This is a genomic window from Azospirillum oryzae, from assembly GCF_900177515.1.
Taxonomy (GTDB): Bacteria; Pseudomonadota; Alphaproteobacteria; order Azospirillales; family Azospirillaceae; genus Azospirillum; species Azospirillum oryzae_A.
The window spans coordinates 2,322,284-2,339,884 of sequence record NZ_FXAK01000007.1 but is presented as its reverse complement, the minus strand read 5'-3'; the positions used below and the strand labels follow the sequence as shown (position 1 = coordinate 2,339,884).

The 17,601-nt window shown below is 68.4% G+C and carries 20 protein-coding genes and 1 tRNA gene; 11 read left to right on the top strand and 10 right to left on the bottom strand.

All coding sequences use genetic code 11. The features are described from left to right. Positions 1–33: 33 nt before the first annotated feature. The 4 genes from B9N97_RS23545 to B9N97_RS23530 form a co-directional block, all read right to left on the bottom strand. Positions 34–399, bottom strand: a complete 366-nt coding sequence (locus B9N97_RS23545; RefSeq protein WP_199231895.1) for a response regulator — start codon at positions 397–399, stop codon at positions 34–36. Next, on the bottom strand, positions 396–710 hold the full coding sequence (locus tag B9N97_RS23540) for an STAS domain-containing protein (RefSeq protein ID WP_085090111.1): 315 nt from the start codon (positions 708–710) through the stop codon (positions 396–398). Before B9N97_RS23540 ends, B9N97_RS23545 begins: the two co-directional genes overlap by 4 nt. 196 nt (positions 711–906) lie before the next feature. Continuing rightward, positions 907–1,398, bottom strand: coding sequence for an RNA pyrophosphohydrolase (locus B9N97_RS23535; protein ID WP_085090110.1), 492 nt, complete (start codon positions 1,396–1,398; stop codon positions 907–909). Positions 1,399–1,419: 21 nt separating this feature from the next. Beyond that, complete coding sequence (locus B9N97_RS23530) at positions 1,420–2,163, bottom strand: sulfite exporter TauE/SafE family protein (RefSeq protein WP_085090109.1); 744 nt, start codon at positions 2,161–2,163, stop codon at positions 1,420–1,422. Between the two features lie 168 nt (positions 2,164–2,331). Between B9N97_RS23530 and B9N97_RS23525 the strand changes: the two genes are divergently transcribed. From B9N97_RS23525 to B9N97_RS23485, 9 genes are all read left to right on the top strand, one after another. After that, positions 2,332–3,606, top strand: coding sequence for a glutamate-5-semialdehyde dehydrogenase (locus B9N97_RS23525; RefSeq protein WP_085090108.1), 1,275 nt, complete (start codon positions 2,332–2,334; stop codon positions 3,604–3,606). Next, on the top strand, positions 3,587–4,228 hold the full coding sequence (locus tag B9N97_RS23520) for a nicotinate-nucleotide adenylyltransferase (protein ID WP_085090107.1): 642 nt from the start codon (positions 3,587–3,589) through the stop codon (positions 4,226–4,228). The genes B9N97_RS23525 and B9N97_RS23520 overlap by 20 nt, the downstream gene beginning before the upstream one ends. Continuing rightward, complete coding sequence (gene rsfS / locus B9N97_RS23515; protein ID WP_014248611.1) at positions 4,225–4,671, top strand: ribosome silencing factor; 447 nt, start codon at positions 4,225–4,227, stop codon at positions 4,669–4,671. The genes B9N97_RS23520 and rsfS overlap by 4 nt, the downstream gene beginning before the upstream one ends. A gap of 25 nt (positions 4,672–4,696) precedes the next feature. After that, complete coding sequence (gene rlmH / locus B9N97_RS23510) at positions 4,697–5,155, top strand: 23S rRNA (pseudouridine(1915)-N(3))-methyltransferase RlmH (RefSeq protein WP_085090106.1); 459 nt, start codon at positions 4,697–4,699, stop codon at positions 5,153–5,155. Positions 5,156–5,245: 90 nt separating this feature from the next. Further along, positions 5,246–6,808 (top strand): 2,3-bisphosphoglycerate-independent phosphoglycerate mutase, encoded by a 1,563-nt coding sequence (gpmI, locus tag B9N97_RS23505; protein ID WP_085090105.1) that lies wholly within the window; start codon positions 5,246–5,248, stop codon positions 6,806–6,808. A 453-nt stretch (positions 6,809–7,261) separates the two neighbouring features. Beyond that, the gene (locus B9N97_RS23500; protein WP_244560863.1) at positions 7,262–8,449 is read left to right on the top strand and encodes a murein hydrolase activator EnvC family protein; all 1,188 of its coding nucleotides are present in this window, start codon (positions 7,262–7,264) and stop codon (positions 8,447–8,449) included. Continuing rightward, the gene (locus B9N97_RS23495; RefSeq protein WP_085090104.1) at positions 8,450–9,889 is read left to right on the top strand and encodes a S41 family peptidase; all 1,440 of its coding nucleotides are present in this window, start codon (positions 8,450–8,452) and stop codon (positions 9,887–9,889) included. Positions 9,890–9,904: 15 nt separating this feature from the next. Further along, complete coding sequence (locus tag B9N97_RS23490; RefSeq protein WP_085090103.1) at positions 9,905–11,074, top strand: divergent polysaccharide deacetylase family protein; 1,170 nt, start codon at positions 9,905–9,907, stop codon at positions 11,072–11,074. 136 nt (positions 11,075–11,210) lie between these two features. Then, a complete protein-coding gene (locus tag B9N97_RS23485) occupies positions 11,211–11,789 on the top strand; it encodes a hypothetical protein (RefSeq protein WP_085090102.1) in 579 nt (192 codons plus the stop codon). 22 nt (positions 11,790–11,811) lie between these two features. On the opposite strand, the gene B9N97_RS23480 is transcribed toward B9N97_RS23485, so the two are convergent. From B9N97_RS23480 to rplU, 5 genes are all read right to left on the bottom strand, one after another. Then, positions 11,812–12,456 (bottom strand): HAD family hydrolase, encoded by a 645-nt coding sequence (locus tag B9N97_RS23480; protein WP_244560862.1) that lies wholly within the window; start codon positions 12,454–12,456, stop codon positions 11,812–11,814. A gap of 5 nt (positions 12,457–12,461) precedes the next feature. Continuing rightward, on the bottom strand, positions 12,462–13,601 hold the full coding sequence (proB, locus tag B9N97_RS23475) for a glutamate 5-kinase (protein WP_085090100.1): 1,140 nt from the start codon (positions 13,599–13,601) through the stop codon (positions 12,462–12,464). Then, a complete protein-coding gene (gene obgE, locus B9N97_RS23470; RefSeq protein WP_085090099.1) occupies positions 13,591–14,868 on the bottom strand; it encodes a GTPase ObgE in 1,278 nt (425 codons plus the stop codon). Before obgE ends, proB begins: the two co-directional genes overlap by 11 nt. Positions 14,869–15,017: 149 nt before the next feature. Beyond that, positions 15,018–15,305, bottom strand: coding sequence for a 50S ribosomal protein L27 (gene rpmA / locus B9N97_RS23465; RefSeq protein WP_014248601.1), 288 nt, complete (start codon positions 15,303–15,305; stop codon positions 15,018–15,020). Positions 15,306–15,360: 55 nt separating this feature from the next. After that, positions 15,361–15,678, bottom strand: a complete 318-nt coding sequence (gene rplU / locus B9N97_RS23460; protein ID WP_012974890.1) for a 50S ribosomal protein L21 — start codon at positions 15,676–15,678, stop codon at positions 15,361–15,363. Positions 15,679–15,886: 208 nt separating this feature from the next. On the opposite strand from rplU, the gene B9N97_RS23455 reads away from it, so the two are divergent. Both B9N97_RS23455 and B9N97_RS23450 read left to right on the top strand, forming a co-directional pair. Next, a tRNA-Ser gene (locus tag B9N97_RS23455) sits at positions 15,887–15,976 on the top strand. Between the two features lie 228 nt (positions 15,977–16,204). Further along, positions 16,205–16,867: a hypothetical protein gene (locus tag B9N97_RS23450; RefSeq protein ID WP_085090098.1), complete on the top strand. Its 663-nt coding sequence runs from the start codon at positions 16,205–16,207 to the stop codon at positions 16,865–16,867. A gap of 98 nt (positions 16,868–16,965) precedes the next feature. Here the strand turns inward: B9N97_RS23450 and B9N97_RS23445 are convergent, their stop codons facing one another. Then, a complete protein-coding gene (locus tag B9N97_RS23445) occupies positions 16,966–17,442 on the bottom strand; it encodes an Hsp20 family protein (RefSeq protein WP_085090097.1) in 477 nt (158 codons plus the stop codon). Positions 17,443–17,601 lie beyond the last annotated feature (159 nt).

Genomic DNA, 17,601 nt, shown 5'->3' with positions numbered 1-17,601 from the left:
GGCTGTCCCCCTACCTTCGCTGACGGCTTGCGGTCAGCCGCAGACCTTCTGCACCACCGACACCAGCTTGTCGGGGTTGAAGGGCTTTACGATCCAGCCGGTGGCGCCGGCGGCGCGGCCCTCGGCCTTCTTGCTTTCGTCCGCTTCGGTGGTCAGCATCAGGATCGGCAGGGTGCGGTGGGCCGGGATGGCGCGCAGCTTGCGGATCAGGGTCAGACCGTCCATCACCGGCATGTTCAGGTCGGTGATGACCAGATCGACCTTGGTGGTGGCGATGGCGCTCATCGCCTGCTGGCCGTCGGCGGCCTCCACCACCTCGTAACCGGCGCCGCGCAGGGTGAAGGACACCATGTCGCGCATGGTCCGCGAATCGTCCACCGTCATTACTTTCTTCTTCACGCACGCCTCCACTGCTTCAGCCAGCCGGCCAGCCCCAGATCCTCGCAGGCATCGGCGAGGACCTCCGACGGGCGCAGGATGGCGAAGGAATTTCCCTGTTCCGCCGCATCGCGGGCGGCGACGACCAGCGCCTGGATGCAGGCGACGCTGATGCGTTCCACCGCGTCCGCCTGGACGCCGATGTCCACCGACGCCTTGAAGGCGGCGCGCAGGCTGTCGAGCAGAGGTTGCGCCATGGGCAAATCGAGGTCGCTCGGCAGGCCCAGGCGAATGCGCCCGTCATCCTCCTCCGTCCACTTGATCAGCGACACGCCACCCCTCCGTCCAAAGCCGGCCCGCTCCTGCGCACTCCGGTTGCAGGAGCGACGTTGCCAGAAGGCGTCTCAAGGATTCGTTAAGCGGAAGTGGGGGATGGACCGGGCGTCGTCGGGAAGTTGGGGATAACCGCAGTCAAATTTGGGACATGCCGGCGGGGCCGGCGCAGGGGCCGATGCGGGGGTATGCGGATCAGCCCTTTGCCTGGGCGATGAGCGGACGGAATTCCGCCAGCACCGATTCGTAGACCGGCCGTTTGAAGGCGACGATCAGGCCCGGCAATTCTTCGGCGTCGATCCATTTCCAGGCGTCGAATTCCGGATGATCGGTGTCGAGCCGGATGTCGGCCTCCGTTCCCGTGAAGCGGGCCAGCATCCACATCTGCTCCTGCCCGCGCCAGCGGCCCTTCCACACCTTGCCCAGCAGGTCGTCGGGCAGGTCGTAGCGGTGGGGGGCGACGGTCATGGCGATGAACTCCGCCTTGGCGGTGCCGATCTCCTCCTCCAGCTCGCGGAAGGCGGCGCTGCGGGCGTCCTCGCCGTCATCGACGCCGCCCTGCGGCATTTGCCAGTCGGCCTCCGACCCGCAGCGCTTCGCGACGAACACCTCGCCGCGGTCGTTCAGCAGCATGATGCCGACGCAGGGACGGTAGGGCAGGGCGTCACGGTCGATGGAGGCGGTCATGCCGGGGGAACTCCGTTCGGGTCAGGTCTTGGTGATGAAGAAATAGACGGTCATGCCCGCCCCCACCAGGATCACCAGCTTGCGCAGGACCGGCGGCGGGATGTGGCGGGCGACCGACGCACCGGCATAGCCGCCGGCCATGGCAGCGACCAGCATGACCAGGGCCTCCGGCCAATAGACCGCTCCGCCGGCGACGAAGGCCGCCACGGCGACGGCGTTCAGGCAGCCGGAGACCAGCGACTTCAGCCCGTTCATGGCGTGCAGGTCGGTCAGGCCGAAGACGCCGAGCGTCGCCAGGATCAGGATGCCGATGCCGCCGCCGAAATAGCCGCCATAGACGGCGATCAGGAACTGCACCGCCAGCACCGTGCCGTGGCCGATGGTGAAGTTGCGGCGGATCCAGGCCGACGCGGTCGGGCCGATGGCGAACAGCAGCGTCGCGAACAGCAGAAGCCACGGCACGATGATCTCGAAGGTCTTCTGCGGCGTCCACAGCAGCAGCAGGGCGCCCAGCAGCCCGCCGACGAGGCTGATGCCGAGGAAGGAGGGCAGGTGGATGTCGCGGATACGACCCAGCTCCCGCCGATAGCCGAAGGCGCTGGCCAGCGCGCCGGGCGACACCGCGACGGTGCTGGTGGCGTTGGCGTTCAGCGGCGGCACCCCGGCCATGATCAGCGCCGGAAAGGTCAGGAAGCTGCCGCCCCCGGCCACGGCGTTCAGCACGCCGGCGAAGAAAGCGGAGACGATCAGCAGCAGCGTCAGCATGTTACCTTACCCGAAAACCTTGCCCCGGCACTGCGGGTGCCGCGTTGCGTTTTGCACACGCCCGCCCATACCGCAACGCCGAAGTCCCACAACCGCGCGGCTTTCGCAACCCCGAACAATTCGTTAAGGTCGTCGTCCCTTCAACGGATAGAGTGTCCGGAGACCTCCATGTCCGCCCTGCTCGACACCACCGACGCCCTGCACGACCAGATGATCGCCCTCGGCCGCGCCGCCCGCGCCGCCGCGGCCGCGCTGGCGACCGTGCCAGGACCGTCGAAGGACCGGGCGCTGAGGGCGGCGGCGGCGGCCATCCGCGCCCGCGCGTCCGAGATCAAGGCCGCCAATGCCGAGGACATGGCGAACGCCCGCGATCTGTCCGGCCCCATGCGCGAACGGCTGATGCTGGACGACAAGCGCATCGAGGCGATGGCCAAGGGGTTGGAGGACATCGCCGACTTCCCCGATCCCATCGGTGGCGTGCTGGCGGAATGGACGCGGCCCAACGGCCTGCGCATCCAGCGCGTCCGCGTGCCGCTGGGCGTCGTCGGCATCATCTATGAAAGCCGGCCCAACGTGACGGCGGATGCCGGCGGAATCTGCCTGAAGTCGGGCAACGCCGCCATCCTGCGCGGCGGGTCGGAGAGCATCCGCTCGTCCCGCGCCATCGCCGACTGCCTGGTCCAGGGTCTGCGCGAGGCCGGACTGCCGGAGGCGGCGATCCAGCTGGTGCCGACCACCGACCGCGCCGCCGTCGGCCACATGCTGACCATGCGCGATTATATCGACGTCATCATCCCGCGCGGCGGCAAGTCGCTGATCCAGCGCATCGCCGACGAGAGCCGGGTGCCGGTCATCAAGCATCTGGACGGCAACTGCCATGTCTATGTCGATGCCGGCGCCGACCTGGAAAAGGCGCGCAAGGTGGTGCTGAACGCCAAGATGCGCCGCACCTCCATCTGCGGCGCCGCCGAGACGCTGCTGGTCGACCGCGCCATCGCCGACACCGCGCTGCCGGTGCTGGTGAAGGACCTGCTGGATGCCGGCTGCGCCGTGCGCGGCGACGCGGCGGCCCAGGCGGTCGATCCGCGGGTGACGGCGGTGGCACCGGGGGATTGGGACACCGAGTATCTCGACGCCATCATCGCCTGCGGCGTGGTGGATGGGGTGGATGCGGCGATCGACCACATCAACGCCCACAGCTCCCACCACACCGAATCGATCCTGACCGAGGATCCGGCGGCGGCGGAGCGGTTCCTGTCGCGGGTGGACAGCGGCATCGTGCTGTGGAACGCCTCGACCCAGTTCGCCGACGGCGGCGAGTTCGGCATGGGGGCGGAGATCGGCATCTCCACCGACAAGTTCCACGCCCGCGGCCCGGTGGGGGCGGAGCAGCTGACCAGCTACAAGTATGTCGTGCGCGGCGATGGCCAGACGCGACCGTAAGGATCAGGCCCAGGCCCCCCACCTCTATTCCGGCCCGCTCTATGCCGGCCTCACCGTCGGCATTCTCGGCGGGTCGTTCAATCCGGCCCATGCCGGGCACCGGCACATCAGCCTGTTCGCGCTGAAGGCGCTCGGGCTCGACCGGGTCTGGTGGATGGTCAGCCCGCAGAACCCGCTAAAATCCGCCGCCGGCATGGCTTCGCTGTCCGACCGGATGGCGGAGGCGCGGGCGGTCGCCGCCCATCCGCGGATCGAGGTGACGGCGATCGAGACCGCGCTCGGCACCCGCTACACCGCCGACACGCTGGCGAAGCTTCAGCACCGCTTCCCCGGAACACGCTTCGTTTGGTTGATGGGGGCGGACAATTTGCGACAAATTCCGCGCTGGAAGCATTGGAATCGAATCTTCGACTCGGTGGCCGTTGCGGTTTTCGCCCGCCCCACCTATTCTCTTAGTGCGTTGAGCGGTCAGGCCGCCCAGCGCTACACCCGTCGACGGGTGTCGGTGTCGGGGGTCAAAGGGCTGGCGCGCCGCAGGCGGCCGGCCTGGGCGTTCTTACGCAACCCCTTGCACCCGGCCTCGGCGACGGCGATCCGGCAGGCACGGGCCGCCGGGTCGTGAAACCGTTGCAAGAGGTTGGAGCCATCACCACGCACACCGAAACGGCCGCGACCGCTCCGCGGCCAGCCGCCGTTCCCCAGATCCTGGAACCGCAGGACCTGAAGGCGCTCATTCAGGCGTCGCTCGACGCCGATCAGGCGGATGACGTCACCGTCATCGATCTCGCCGGGAAAACCACCTTCGCCGATTACATGATCGTGGCGTCGGGCCGCAACACGCGGCACATCGCCGCCATGGCGATGAAGCTGGCCGAAAAGCTGAAGCAGGCCGGCGTCCGCGGCGTCGAGATGGAAGGCATGGCCCAGTGCGACTGGGTTCTGGTCGATGCCGGCGACGTGATCGTCCACCTGTTCAAGCCGGAAGTCCGGACCTTCTACAACATCGAGAAGATGTGGGGTCTGGAGCTGCCGACGCCGTCGGGCACGGCACGGCTGAGCGCCTGACGGGCCGGAGGCGGAGGGCCGCACCATGCGTCTGTGGCTCGCCGCCGTCGGGCGGTCGCGGGGTGGACCGACCCGCGACCTGTTCGACGAGTATGTCGGACGGCTCGGGTGGCCCTTTACCCTGAAGGAGGTCGAGGTGAAGAAACGCCTCTCCTCCGACGAATTGAAACGGCAGGAGGCGGAGCTGCTGCTCGCCGCCGTGCCTGCCGGCGCCATCGTGGTGGCGCTGGACGAACGCGGTAAGGCGCTGCCCAGCGAAGCCTTCGCCGCCAAGATCGGCGAGTGGCGCGACCGCGGCGCCGGTGACCTCGCCTTCCTGATCGGCGGTGCCGACGGCCATGGCGAGGCGGTGCGCGCGCGGGCCGACTTCCTGCTCGCCTTCGGGCCGATGACCTGGCCCCACATGCTGGTGCGCGGCATGCTTGCGGAGCAACTCTATCGCGCCCAACAAATTCTTGCCGGTCACCCCTATCACAGATCCTGATTCCCTGCGTCGCATCCGGCGCGCGGAAAAGCGCCGGAGCCGAAAAACACAGATCTCCGAGACCACAACCTTTCGAGAAAGGTAAGCGCGATGACCGAGACCAACCGACCCCGCCCCGTCGTCCTCTGCATCCTGGACGGCTGGGGCTATCGCGAGGAGCGGTCCGACAACGCGATTGCGCTGGGTGACACCCCGAACTGGGACCGCCTGTGGTCGGCCGAGCCGACGGCCTTCCTCGACGCCAGCGAGGAGGAGGTCGGCCTGCCCAAGGGCCAGATGGGCAACTCCGAGGTCGGCCACATGAATCTCGGCGCCGGCCGGGTCGTCATGCAGGATCTCGTGATGATCGACCACGCCATCGTCGAGGGCGAGCTTGAGCGCAACGCCGCGCTGAACGATCTGGTCAAGGCGATGCACAAGACCGGCGGGCGCGTCCACCTGATGGGCCTGCTGTCGCCGGGCGGCGTGCACTCCCACCAGGACCACATCGCCGCGCTGGCCGGCGTGCTGTCGCGCGAGGGCGTGCCGGTGGCGGTCCATGCCTTCACCGACGGCCGCGACGTTCCGCCGCAGAGTGCCAAGGATCAGGTCGCCGAGTTCATGGCCGACGTCTTCGAGCTGCCGGGCGTCGAGGTGGCGACCGTCATCGGCCGCTATTACGCCATGGACCGCGACAAGCGCTGGGACCGCGTCGCCAAGGCCTATGCGGCGATGACCAAGGCGGAGGGCGAGCGCGCCGCCGACCCGATCCAGGCGATCGAGCAGAGCTATGCCGCCGACAAGCATGACGAGTTCATCCTCCCGACGGTGATCGGCGGCTATGCCGGCATGAAGGACGGCGACGCCATCCTGATGGCGAATTTCCGCGCCGACCGCGCCCGCGAGATCCTGGCCGCCTATGTCGATCCGGCTTTCGACGGCTTCCCGGTCGACGGTGCGCCCAAGCTGGCCGCCGCCGTCGGCATGGTCGAATATTCGTCGGCGCTGGCGAAGCTGATGACCACCATCTTTCCGCCGAAATCTCTCACCAAGGTGCTGGGCGAGGTGGTTTCCGAGGCCGGAATGAAGCAGCTGCGCATCGCCGAGACGGAGAAGTACCCGCACGTCACCTTCTTCTTCAACGGCGGCGAGGAGCGGGTCTATGAGGGCGAGGACCGCATCCTGGTCCCGTCGCCGAAGGTCGCCACCTACGACCTGCAGCCGGAGATGTCCGCCGCCGAGGTGACCGGCAAGCTGGTCGGCGCCATCGATTCCGGCAAGTATGACCTGATCGTCGTCAACTTCGCCAACCCCGACATGGTCGGCCACAGCGGCATGCTCGACGCCGCCATCAAGGCGGTGCAGGCGGTCGACGGCAGCCTGGGTCAGGTGGAGGCGGCGGTGCGCCGCGCCGGCGGCACCATGCTGGTCACCGCCGATCATGGCAATTGCGAGTTGATGAAGGACCCGGAGACCGGCGGCCCGCACACCGCCCACACGCTGGACAAGGTGCCGCTGGTGCTGGTCAACGGCCCGGCCGGCGCCCGGATCGAGAGCGGCCGGCTGGCCGACATCGCGCCGACGCTGCTCGACCTGCTGGGCCTGCCGAAGCCGGCCGAGATGACCGGCCGCAACCTGCTGGTCCGCACCGCCGCCCGCGCGGCGGCGGAGTAACGGATGGCGCCGCGTGGCTCTTTCATGCCGTATTCCCCCTCTCCCCCCCGCTCACGCGCAAACGAAGTTTGCGCTGACGCGACAGGCGGATCGAAGATCCGCCGAGAGCGGGGAGAGGGTCGGGGTGAGGGGGACGCGTGGCGTGGAGATGCAGAATCTTCAGAACGTAGCTCAGCTTTTCAATCTACGTCTCGCAATGCATCCCCCTCACCCAGCCCTCTCCCCGGGGGGGAGAGGGTATCCGGGGCGGGAGAGGGAATCCTCGCCGGATTCGTCGTCATCGCCGGCCTGATCCTCGCCCAGCCGGCGAATGCGCAAAGCGATGCGCCCAAGGAGACGCTGAAGCGGGTCGAACAGCAGCTCCAGACCGGCAAGCAGCGCCAGCAGCAGCTTGAACGCCAGTCGCAGGCGCTTCAGACCGAACTCGACGACCTGCGCGGCCGGCTGATCGCCTTGGCCGATCAGGCGCGCGGGCAGGAACAGACGCTCGACCAGTTGGAGGAGTCGCTCGCCGGGCTGGAGGCGGAGGAGCGCGAGCGGTCCGCCGGGCTCGACGCCGAGCGGCAGCAGATCGCCACCCTGCTGGCCGCCCTGCAGCGGCTGGCGCGCATTCCGCCGGAAGCGGCGCTGGCCCGGCCGGAAAGCCCGGTCGACACGCTGCGCTCCGCCCTGCTGCTGCGCGATGCGGTGCCGGCGCTCAAGGCGCGGGCCGATGCCTTGGCACAGGCGCTGACTGCGCTGGCCGACACCCGCGGCAAGCTGGTGGACCAGCGGTCGAAGGCGCTGGCGGCGCGGGTGGCGCTGTCCGAGAAGCAGGACGAGATGAACCGCCTGATCGCCCGGCGCGAGGAGCTGTCGCGCCAGACGGAGGAGGAGCGCGTCCAGGTCGGCCAGCGCATGGCGGACCTGTCCGGTCAGGCCACCGACCTGCGCCAGCTGATGGAGCGGATCGAGGCCGAACGCCGCGCCGCCATCGAGGCTGCCGCCCGCCGCGAGGCCGAACGGCGCGAGGCTGAACGCAAGGAAGCCGCCCGCCGGGAGGCGGAAAAGCGCGAGGCTGAACGCCGCCTCGCCGCCCAGAAGGAAGCGGAGCGCAAGGCGGCCGAGCACAAGCTGGCCGAACTGCGCGCCGCCGAACAGAAGATCGCCGAACAGAAGGCCGCCGAGGAAAAGCGGGCGAAGGACGAAGCGGCCAAGGAAGCGGCGCGCGAGCGCGAGCTTGCCGCCCGCGCTCCCGACGGCCCGCCGGCCATCGCCGGCATGGTGCTGCCCGCCGCCGGCAAGCTGACCACCCGCTTCGGCGAATCCGACCGCTTCGGCGCCACCAGCCGCGGCGTGACGGTGCAGACCCGCCCCGGCGCCGCCGTGGTGGCGCCGCGCGGCGGCACGATCGTGTTCGCCGGCCCCTTCAAGGGCTATGGCCTCATCTTGATCGTGGAACACGGCAACGGATATCATAGTTTGATTGCGGGTTTGGGCCGGATCGACACGGCCGTCGGGCGTAAGGTGGCCAGCGGGGAACCGCTGGCGGTCATGCCGTCGGACGGCAATCCGGATCTCTATTTCGAGCTGCGACGAAACGGCCAGCCGATCAACCCGCAACGCGGGTTCGGCGCCCCGGAGGGGAAAGGACAAGGGTAGATGAGGATGATCAAGCGCGCCGCCACGGCGGCTGCTCTGGTGTTTCTGGGCGCCGGCGTCGCCACCGTCACCGCGCAGTCCAGCAATTCGTCGGACACCTACCGGCAACTGAACCTGTTCGGCGACGTCTTCGAGCGCGTCCGCGCCGAATATGTCGAGCCGGTGACCGATGAACAGCTGATCGAATCGGCGATCAACGGGATGCTGACCTCGCTCGACCCGCATTCGAGCTATCTGAACAAGAAGAGCTTCCAGGACATGCAGGTCCAGACCCGCGGGGAGTTCGGCGGGCTGGGCATCGAGGTGACGATGGAGAACGGCCTGGTGAAGGTCGTGTCGCCCATCGACGACACCCCGGCCTTCCGCGCCGGCCTGCAGCCGGGCGACCTGATCGTCCAGCTGAACGGCGAGGCGGTGATGGGCCTCAGCCTGAACGAGGCGGTGGAGAAGATGCGCGGCCCGGTGGGCAGCGAGCTGAAGGTCACCGTCCGCCGCGGCGAGGCGGGCGAGCCCTTCACCGTGTCGCTGACCCGCGCCGTCATCAAGGTGCAGTCGGTCCGCTACCGTACGGAAGGCGACATCGGCTATATCCGCATCACCAGCTTCAACGAGCAGACGCAGAGCGGGCTGGAGAAGGCGATCTCCTCCATCCAGCAGCAGTTGGGCGACAAGCTGAAGGGCTTCGTCCTCGACCTGCGCAACAATCCGGGCGGCCTGCTCGATCAGGCGGTGTCGGTGTCCGATACCTTCCTGGAAAAGGGCGAGATTGTGTCGACCCGCGGCCGGCGGGCGGAGGAGGGCACCCGCTTCAACGCCAAGCCGGGCGACCTGATCAAGGGCCTGCCGATGGTGGTGCTGGTCAATGGCGGGTCGGCCTCGGCCTCGGAAATCGTCGCCGGCGCCCTGCAGGACCACAAGCGCGCGATCATCATGGGCACCCAGAGCTTCGGCAAGGGATCGGTGCAGACCATCATCCCGCTGCCGGGCCATGGCGCCATGCGCCTGACCACGGCGCGCTACTACACGCCGTCGGGCCGCTCGATCCAGCAGCTGGGCATCACCCCGGACATCGAGGTGCATGTCGCCAAGGTGGAGGATCTGGACAAGAACGTCGTCCGCCGCCGCGAAGCCGACCTGAAGGGCGCGCTGGTCAACCCCGATGCCGCCAATCAGAATAAGGCGCCGCGCCCGGCCACCACCAACCCGGCCGCTCCGGGCACGCCGGCCGCTCCCAATCCGGGGGCACCCGCTCCGGGTCCGGGCGCCGGCGCTGCTCCGGGGGCTGCTCCTGCGCCCGGTGCCGCTCCTGCGCCGGGCGCCGCTCCGGCCGAGGGGGCGGCGGCGGAAGGGGCCGAGCCGCCCTTCGATTTCCAGCTCGCCCGCGCGCTGGATCTCCTGCGTGGCGTCGCACTGTTCCAGCAGCGCGCCGCAGCGCGCTGACCGGAGCAACCGACGGTGAAGGCTCCCGCCCTACTGGGTCGTCTGCGGTTCGATGTCCGGGGTCTGCGCCCCGGACTCGGCTGGCTGCGCCGCTTCCGCCGCAATGGAGGCGATTCGGCGGGACGGCCGCGCAAACCGCTGTCCAAGCCTCTGCTGGCTGCCGTCGCCCTGGTGGCGGTTGCCGGCGGCGGGCTGGCCGGCTGGCTGGCGCTGAACGGCGAGGCGACGCGGGAGGCCTGGCAGGCGTCGATTCCGGCGGCGACGGTGGCGGTCGCTCCGCTGCCGCTGCCACCGGTGCCGGAACCCAAGGCTGCGGCACCGGCGGCGCCTTTGCCCACCGACGCCGCCCCGCTGCCTTTGCCGGGCGTTCCGGCGGCGGCGGTGACGCTGACCCCGGCGCCGGTGCCGGGGCTGGTGGAGGACAGCCGCAACGGTCCGCTGCCGCGCATCGCCCAGGATGGGCGCAAGCCCTGGCAGGTCTATGCCCGGCCCTTCCCGGCCACCGACAAGCGGCCGCGCATCGCCATCGTCATGTCCGACCTGGGACTCAGCGGCGTCACCACCGGCAATGCGCTGGCGAAGCTGCCGCCAGGCATCACCCTGGCCTTCCTGCCCTATGCCGAGCGGCTGGACGACTGGGTCGAGCGGGCCCGCACCAAGGGTCACGAGGTGATGCTGTCGGTGCCGATGGAGCCGCTGAACTACCCGCGTGACGATCCCGGTCCGAACGCGCTGCTGACCATGCTCGGCCCCGACCGCAATGTCGAACGGCTGGAATGGTCGCTGGGCAAGGCGGTCGGCTATGTCGGCATCACCAGCACCACCGGCAGCAAATTCACCGCCAACCCGGCGGCGATGCAGCCGGTGATCGACGCGCTGAAGGCGCGGGGCCTGCTGCTGGTCGATTCGCGGGTCAATCCGAAGAGCGTGGCCGGGCCGCTCGCCAATCTGGCCGGCGTGCCGCGCGCACTGGGCGACCGCGTCATCGACCGCGATCTATCGCGCGGCGCCATCGACGACCAGCTGCACGAACTGGAGGAGCTGGCCAAGACCAACGGCGCGGCCGTCGGTTTCGCCTCTCCCTATCCGACGACGATCGAGCGCCTCAATCTGTGGCTGACCTCGCTGGCCGACCGCGGCATCGCGCTGGCCCCGGTGTCGGCGGTGGTCAACATCCAGAAATAGCGGCCCCAGAAATAGGGGCTGCGACGGGACCGCCCGATGCGACAACGCGCATCGGGTGGATTTCCGTGTGCGGCTTGCCTGATTGCGCCCGTTGCGCGAATATCTCGACCGAATTTCGAATTGGTGGAGAGGGCGGATGTATCACCCCGAAGCGCTGGACCCTATTGTCGCCTTCCTGCGCGGGATCGGCATGCAGGTGGAATATGGCGAGGGCGGGCGCGACGGCTTTCTGCCCGGCGTGAACATCCGTGCTGGCGCGCTCCATGTCGATTCGGAGACCCTGAAGGGACCGGGCGACCTGCTGCACGAGGCCGGCCACATCATCGTCATGCCACGCCGGTACTGGCCGCTGCTGAACCGCGACGTGCAGACGGACATTGACGCCATCCTCGCCGATCAGACCGCGCGCGACGGCACCCCCGATCCGATCCTGACCCGTGCCGCCCGCCAGGGCGAGTTCATGTCGCAGGCCTGGTCCTATGCCGTGGTCCAGCATCTGGGTCTGCCGCAGGAATGCCTGTTCTTTCCCGGCTCCTATCAGCACAAGGAGTATCAGGGCACCCACCCGATGCAGGCCTGGATCGAGCAGGGAACCCATTTCGGCCTGATCAATCTGGCGCAGGCCGACTTCACCGGCTATGCGGGGATGTTCGCCTATATGGGCAACAACGGGCTGGCGCCGTTTCCGCAGATGGCAAAATGGACGCTGGATTGATGGGGTTTCCGGCAGAAATCCCTCACCCGCAAAGCGCATCCCAATCCAGCGACCCCGGATCCTCCACCAGATGGTCGACGGTGTCGAAGACCACGGCGGGGTGCTGGGGCCAGGCGATGGTCAGCATGCCGGCGGCCTTGGCGCTGCGGGCGCCGGTGGGGCTGTCCTCGATCACCGCGCAGGCTTCCGGGGCCAAGCCCAGCATCTTCGCGGCCAGCAGGTAGGGCTCCGGATGGGGCTTGCCGTTGGCGACGTCCTCGCGGGCGATGCTGAAGCGGAAATGCGGGATCGACATCGCGCGCATGTTGGCGTCGACGATCATACGCCCGCCGTTCGACACGCAGGCCTGCGCCAACCCGCGGGCGGCAAAGGCCTCCACCAGGGCGAAGGCGCCCTCGCGCGGGCGCACCTGATCGACGCGGGCGACGTACTGCGCGTTGATCTCGTCGGCCCAGGCATGGAGGTCGATGGGGAAGGGGCGGCGGGCGTGAAGCGCGGCGTAGATCTCGCGGAACGCCACGCCATGCATCGACCGGCAATCCTCGTCGCTCAACTCATGGCCATAGCCGCGGCAGACATCGACGGTGATCTGCTGGTGCCAGGGCTCGCTGTCCATCAGCGTGCCGTCGATGTCCCACAGGACGGCCCGGATCGGGCTGCGGATCATGCCGGTCACCGCACCACCAGATCGTCGCGGTGGATCATCTCGTCGCGCCCCTGATAGCCCAGGATTTCCGGGATCTCGGTGCTCCTGTGGCGCAGGATCTTGCGGGCGTCGTCGGCGCTGTAGGCGACGAGGCCGCGGGCGACCTCGCGCCCCTCCTGGGTGCGGACGATCACCACGTCGCCGCGGTCGAAGTCGCCCTGCACGGCGGTGACGCCGGCCGGCAGCAGGCTGGCACCGTGGGACAGGGCGCGCATGGCGCCGTCATCGACCACAAGCACGCCGGTGGCGTTGACATGGCCGGCGATCCAGGCCTTGCGGGCGCTGGTCGGCTCGGCGGACGGCAGGAACCAGGTGCAGAGCGCGCCGCCATCCTCCGGCCGCCGCTCCAGCGCCGCCAGCGGGTTCATGCGCTTGCCCTTGGCGATGACCATGCGGCAGCCGGCCGACAGGGCCACGCGCGCCGCGGCGATCTTGGTCACCATGCCGCCGCTGCTGTAGCCGGGGGGCGGCTCGCCGGCCATGCCCTCGATCTCCGGCGTCAGTTCACGCACGGTGGGGATATGGCGGGCGTCCGGATCCTTGCGCGGATCGGCGGTGTAGAGGCCGTCGATGTCCGACAGCAGCACCAGCGTATCGGCGCTGACCATCTGCGCCACGCGGGCGGCCAGCCGGTCGTTGTCGCCGAAGCGGATTTCCGCGGTGGCGACCGTGTCGTTCTCGTTGATGACCGGAACGGCGCCCAGCTTCAGCAGCGTGTCGATGGTGTTGCGGGCGTTCAGGTGGCGCCGACGCTCCTCCGTGTCCTCCAGCGTCACCAGGACCTGGGCGACGGTGACGTCATGGCGGGCCAGCGTTTCCTGATAGGCGTGGGCAAGGCGGATCTGGCCGGTGGCGGCGGCCGCCTGCTTCTCCTCCAGCTTCAGCGCCCGGCCGACGAGGCCGAGATGCTCGCGCCCGCAGGCGACGGCGCCGGAGGTGACGATCACCACCTCCTGCCCGCGCTTGCGGCAGGCGGCGACGTCGTCGGCCAGCGCGTCGAGCCAGTCCCGGCGGATTTGCCGGGTTTCCCCATCGACCAGAAGGGCCGAGCCGATCTTTACGACCAGCCGGCGGGATTCGAGAAGGGTAGGGGCGTCAAGCGCCATGGCGGGAGATTCCGTCCGTATCGTCGTCCGAACCGTCCTCTTCGTCCTCCGGCTCGTCCGCGTCAAGGACTTCGTCCGAGTCGCCTTCCAACTCCTCACCCTCTTCGAGAACGCCCTCTTCGAGGTCGTCCTCCTCGAAGTCCTCGGTCTCGCCGCCGACCCACTCGCCGGTCTCGTCGTCCCACTGCATCTCGCTGTCGTCGGGCAGCTTCTGGCCGACCGGCGGGCGCGGAATGGAGCGGGTCGCGGGGGCGTGGATGACCTCGGGTTCTTCCGCCTTGGACTCCTTGATGACCGTCAGCAGCCGGTACAGCACCTGCTTCACGCCCTGGCCGGTGGCACCGGACAGCACCATGACCTCGGCGCCCGAAGCCTCCTCCAACGCCGCCTTCTTCTCCTCGATCTCCTCGTCCAGCAGGGCGTCGGCCTTGTTCAGCCCGATGACCTCCGGCTTGTCGGCGAGGTTGCCGCCATAGGCCTCCAGCTCGTTCCGGATCGTGCGGTAGGAGGCGACGACGTCGTCGGCCGTGCCGTCGATCAAGTGCAGCAGGATGCGCGAGCGCTCGACATGGCCGAGGAAACGGTCACCCAGCCCATGGCCCTCGTGCGCGCCCTCGATCAGGCCGGGGATGTCGGCGATGACGAACTCTTCGTCACCGGCGCGGACGACGCCCAGGTTGGGGGCCAGCGTGGTGAAGGGGTAGTCGGCGATCTTCGGCTTGGCCGCCGTGGTGGCGGCCAGGAAGGTCGACTTGCCGGCATTGGGCAGCCCCAGAAGGCCGGCATCGGCGATCAGCTTCAGCCGCAGCCACACCCACTGCTCCTGCCCCGGCCAGCCGGGGTGGAACTTGCGCGGAGCCCGGTTGGTCGGCGTCTTGAAGTGAGCGTTGCCGTGCCCGCCGTCGCCGCCGCGCAGGAAGACGCGACGCTGGCCGGCCTCGGTCAGGTCGCACAGCACGGTTTCCTGATTCTCGTCGAGAATCTGGGTTCCGACCGGCACGCGCAGGACGACATCCTCGCCGCGCGCGCCGTTGCGGTTGCTGCCCATGCCGTGATGGCCGCGCTGCGCCTTGAAGTGCTGCTTGTAGCGGTAGTCAATCAGCGTGTTCAGGCCGTCCGCCGCCTCGATGATCACGTCGCCGCCGCGACCGCCGTCGCCGCCGTCCGGGCCGCCGAACTCGATGAACTTCTCGCGCCGGAACGCGACGGCACCGGGGCCGCCGTCACCGCTCTTCAGGAAGACCTTGGCTTGATCGAGAAACTTCATCGGGGGACCTTGCCCGTAAACGGAAGGGAAACCGGCGGAGGGACGGCACCGGACTGAAAACGAAAATCGGGGAGCCGGTCGCCCGGTCCCCCGATTCTATCCCACAAGCGTGCTGGCCTGCGACACAGGCCGCGCAACGACCTTAGAGGTTACTCGGCCGCGACGGCCGGAACTTCCTGGTCGTTGGCCGGAACGACGTTCACGAAGGTACGGCCGTTCGAGCTGTGCTTGAAGTAGACCTGACCGTCGGCCATCGCGAACAGGGTGTGGTCGCGGCCGATGCCGACATTCTCGCCCGGGTGGAACTTCGTGCCACGCTGACGGACGATGATGTTGCCGGAGATGACGTTCTCGCCACCGAAACGCTTCACGCCGAGACGGCGACCGGCGGAGTCACGGCCGTTGCGGGACGAGCCGCCTGCCTTTTTGTGTGCCATGGGGTGTTGCTCCTAAACTGAAGATGCGCCTGGAAGCCCGACCGGAGGACCCGGATCAGGCCGCGCCGTTGATGCCGGTGATGCGCAGGACGGTCAGGTCCTGGCGGTGGCCGTTCTTGCGGCGATAGTTCTGGCGGCGCTTCTTCTTGAAGACGATGATCTTCGGGCCGCGGTCCTGGGCGACGACCTCGGCGACGACCGAGGCGCCGGCCACGGTCGGGGTGCCGATGGTGGTGTTGCCTGCGTCGCCGACCATCAGCACGTCATCGAGCGTGATGGAGGCGCCAGCATCGGCCTCGAGCTTCTCAACACGGATCACGTCGCCATTGGCGACCTTGTACTGCTTGCCGCCGGTGCGGATCACTGCAAACATTGTCGTCACTGCCTATGTCAAAACAAACGGCGGGCTTCTCGCCCACCGTTCGATGCGCAAGCCCGTTCATGGGAGCGACGATCTATACTCAGGAGGGGCTGAGAGTCAACAGGGATGCGGGCCAAGACCTTCGCATTTTTCTGCAAAAAAGGCTTGCACGCCCGAAGGCGTTTATATAGGTTCCGCCCACCCCGCCAAACGGGGCAGCGGATGGGTGGCAGAGCGGTTGAATGCACCGCACTCGAAATGCGGCATACCCTCACGGGTATCGGGAGTTCGAATCTCCCCCCATCCGCCACTCTCTCCCAGGAGAGAGAAAATTGGAAGCGCCAGCCGGATCGGCTAGGCGCTTTTTTCTTGTCCCGATGCCGCCTCGGCCGGTCGGGTTTCCCCTTTTTCGCCGCGCCGCCGCGATGGCCGTTCCCCCGGCTGGTTTGTTGGTCATGTCGACGCCAACGCCCAGATAACCAACGCTCAAGATCCCTTTGGTGCGATCCGCCAGGGGTGCGACCGGAGGGGTGCCGCCATGAACACGCTCAGCCGCCGTGATGGATGTTTGCGATTCTCCTATGTCGCCGAGGGTGGTCTGCGGGTGGAAGGCACGCACGACCCGGCGGAGCAGGTGCTGATCCTGAAGGTGATGGCGCCGCAGGGGCGGGTGATTCATATGGATGCGATCCCCTGCGACGATCCCCGTGTCATTCTGGACGCCCTGCGCGAATGGGGCGAGCCGCCGGAGGAGGTGCGCGATGCGCTGCCGGCGCTGGGCGGCAACACGATCCTGCTGGAGACGCGGCTCGGCGACTCGGTGCAGGCCTCGGTCCGCCGTCACGGCATGAAGGTGGAGGTCGTCTTCATCGACGCCGACGGCCGGCGGCTGGCGGAACTGCGCGCCGGCAGCCTGGAGGCGCTCGATGCGAAGGCCGGCGGGCTGCTGCGCCTGTCGCAGCGGACCCGCGCGGTGCTCGGCGCCTGGCTCTCGGCCGAGCCGTTGTGGCTGGCGGCATTCCTGCTGGGCGGGCCGTTCCTGGGGGCTCTGCTGATCGGATTCGGGGCGCAGGTGTCGCCGGAGCAGGTGCTGGTCACCGCCTATGCCGGGGCGGCCGGGCTGGTCGCCGCCTATGAGCTGATGCGGGCGGGTTATGCGGAGTGGGTGCTGGCGCCGCCGGACAGCTTTCCGCGCGCCTGAGTCCGAAGTCCGAATTGCCGGCAAAGGAAACGGCGCCCCGGATGGTCCGAGGCGCCGTTCTCATGTCCGCATCATGCGCGGACGGACCGCGTCAGGCGTCAGGCCGCCTGCTGGGTCAGGGCGGGCGTCTCGACCTCCACCGCGTCGCTGCCGGCGGCGGTGACGATCGGGATGCTCCGCGGCTTCATCGCTTCGGGTACCTCGCGCGCCAGCTCGATGTGCAGAAGGCCATTCTGAAGAGACGCGTCGGTCACCTTGATGAAATCGGCCAGCTGAAAGCGGCGCTCGAACGCGCGCCCGGCGATACCCCGGTAGAGGAATTGGCCGGTCGGCTCGTCCTTCTTAGCTTTACCCGTGACGGTCAACGAGTTCTGGTGAGCGACGATGTTGAGGTCGTCGATCCCAAAGCCGGCGACGGCCATGGTGATCCGATACGAATCCTCGCTCAGCTTTTCGATGTTGTAGGGCGGATAGGATGCCGCCTCGTCACCGGTGGTCGCGGTCTCCAGCAGACGCGACAGGCGGTCGAAACCGACGGTGGAACGGAACAGCGGCGAAAGGTCGTAGCTACGCATGACATATCCTCCGAAAGAGCGATACGGCCGTCGAGGACCACGGCATCGGTCGGTCCTCTTGGGGCGGGTTGATGGCGGACCCCGTATGGGCATCCGCCGGACGAGCGAGAGATAATCGACGCTTTTCCCTGTTCAAGAGGGCGGATCCACAAAGACCGG

What these genes read in the sequence shown, in the direction of transcription:
- B9N97_RS23520 (WP_085090107.1), top strand. Translation starts at nt 3,587, where the DNA reads ATGGCCAGACGCGACCGTAAGGATCAGGCCCAGGCCCCCCACCTCTAT.
- B9N97_RS23530 (WP_085090109.1), bottom strand. Translation starts at nt 2,163, where the DNA reads ATGCTGACGCTGCTGCTGATCGTCTCCGCTTTCTTCGCCGGCGTGCTG.
- B9N97_RS23525 (WP_085090108.1), top strand. Translation starts at nt 2,332, where the DNA reads ATGTCCGCCCTGCTCGACACCACCGACGCCCTGCACGACCAGATGATC.
- B9N97_RS23495 (WP_085090104.1), top strand. Translation starts at nt 8,450, where the DNA reads ATGAGGATGATCAAGCGCGCCGCCACGGCGGCTGCTCTGGTGTTTCTG.
- B9N97_RS23535 (WP_085090110.1), bottom strand. Translation starts at nt 1,398, where the DNA reads ATGACCGCCTCCATCGACCGTGACGCCCTGCCCTACCGTCCCTGCGTC.
- B9N97_RS23450 (WP_085090098.1), top strand. Translation starts at nt 16,205, where the DNA reads ATGAACACGCTCAGCCGCCGTGATGGATGTTTGCGATTCTCCTATGTC.
- B9N97_RS23445 (WP_085090097.1), bottom strand. Translation starts at nt 17,442, where the DNA reads ATGCGTAGCTACGACCTTTCGCCGCTGTTCCGTTCCACCGTCGGTTTC.
- B9N97_RS23480 (WP_244560862.1), bottom strand. Translation starts at nt 12,456, where the DNA reads ATGATCCGCAGCCCGATCCGGGCCGTCCTGTGGGACATCGACGGCACG.
- rlmH (WP_085090106.1), top strand. Translation starts at nt 4,697, where the DNA reads ATGCGTCTGTGGCTCGCCGCCGTCGGGCGGTCGCGGGGTGGACCGACC.
- rplU (WP_012974890.1), bottom strand. Translation starts at nt 15,678, where the DNA reads ATGTTTGCAGTGATCCGCACCGGCGGCAAGCAGTACAAGGTCGCCAAT.
- B9N97_RS23485 (WP_085090102.1), top strand. Translation starts at nt 11,211, where the DNA reads ATGTATCACCCCGAAGCGCTGGACCCTATTGTCGCCTTCCTGCGCGGG.
- rpmA (WP_014248601.1), bottom strand. Translation starts at nt 15,305, where the DNA reads ATGGCACACAAAAAGGCAGGCGGCTCGTCCCGCAACGGCCGTGACTCC.
- gpmI (WP_085090105.1), top strand. Translation starts at nt 5,246, where the DNA reads ATGACCGAGACCAACCGACCCCGCCCCGTCGTCCTCTGCATCCTGGAC.
- obgE (WP_085090099.1), bottom strand. Translation starts at nt 14,868, where the DNA reads ATGAAGTTTCTCGATCAAGCCAAGGTCTTCCTGAAGAGCGGTGACGGC.
- proB (WP_085090100.1), bottom strand. Translation starts at nt 13,601, where the DNA reads ATGGCGCTTGACGCCCCTACCCTTCTCGAATCCCGCCGGCTGGTCGTA.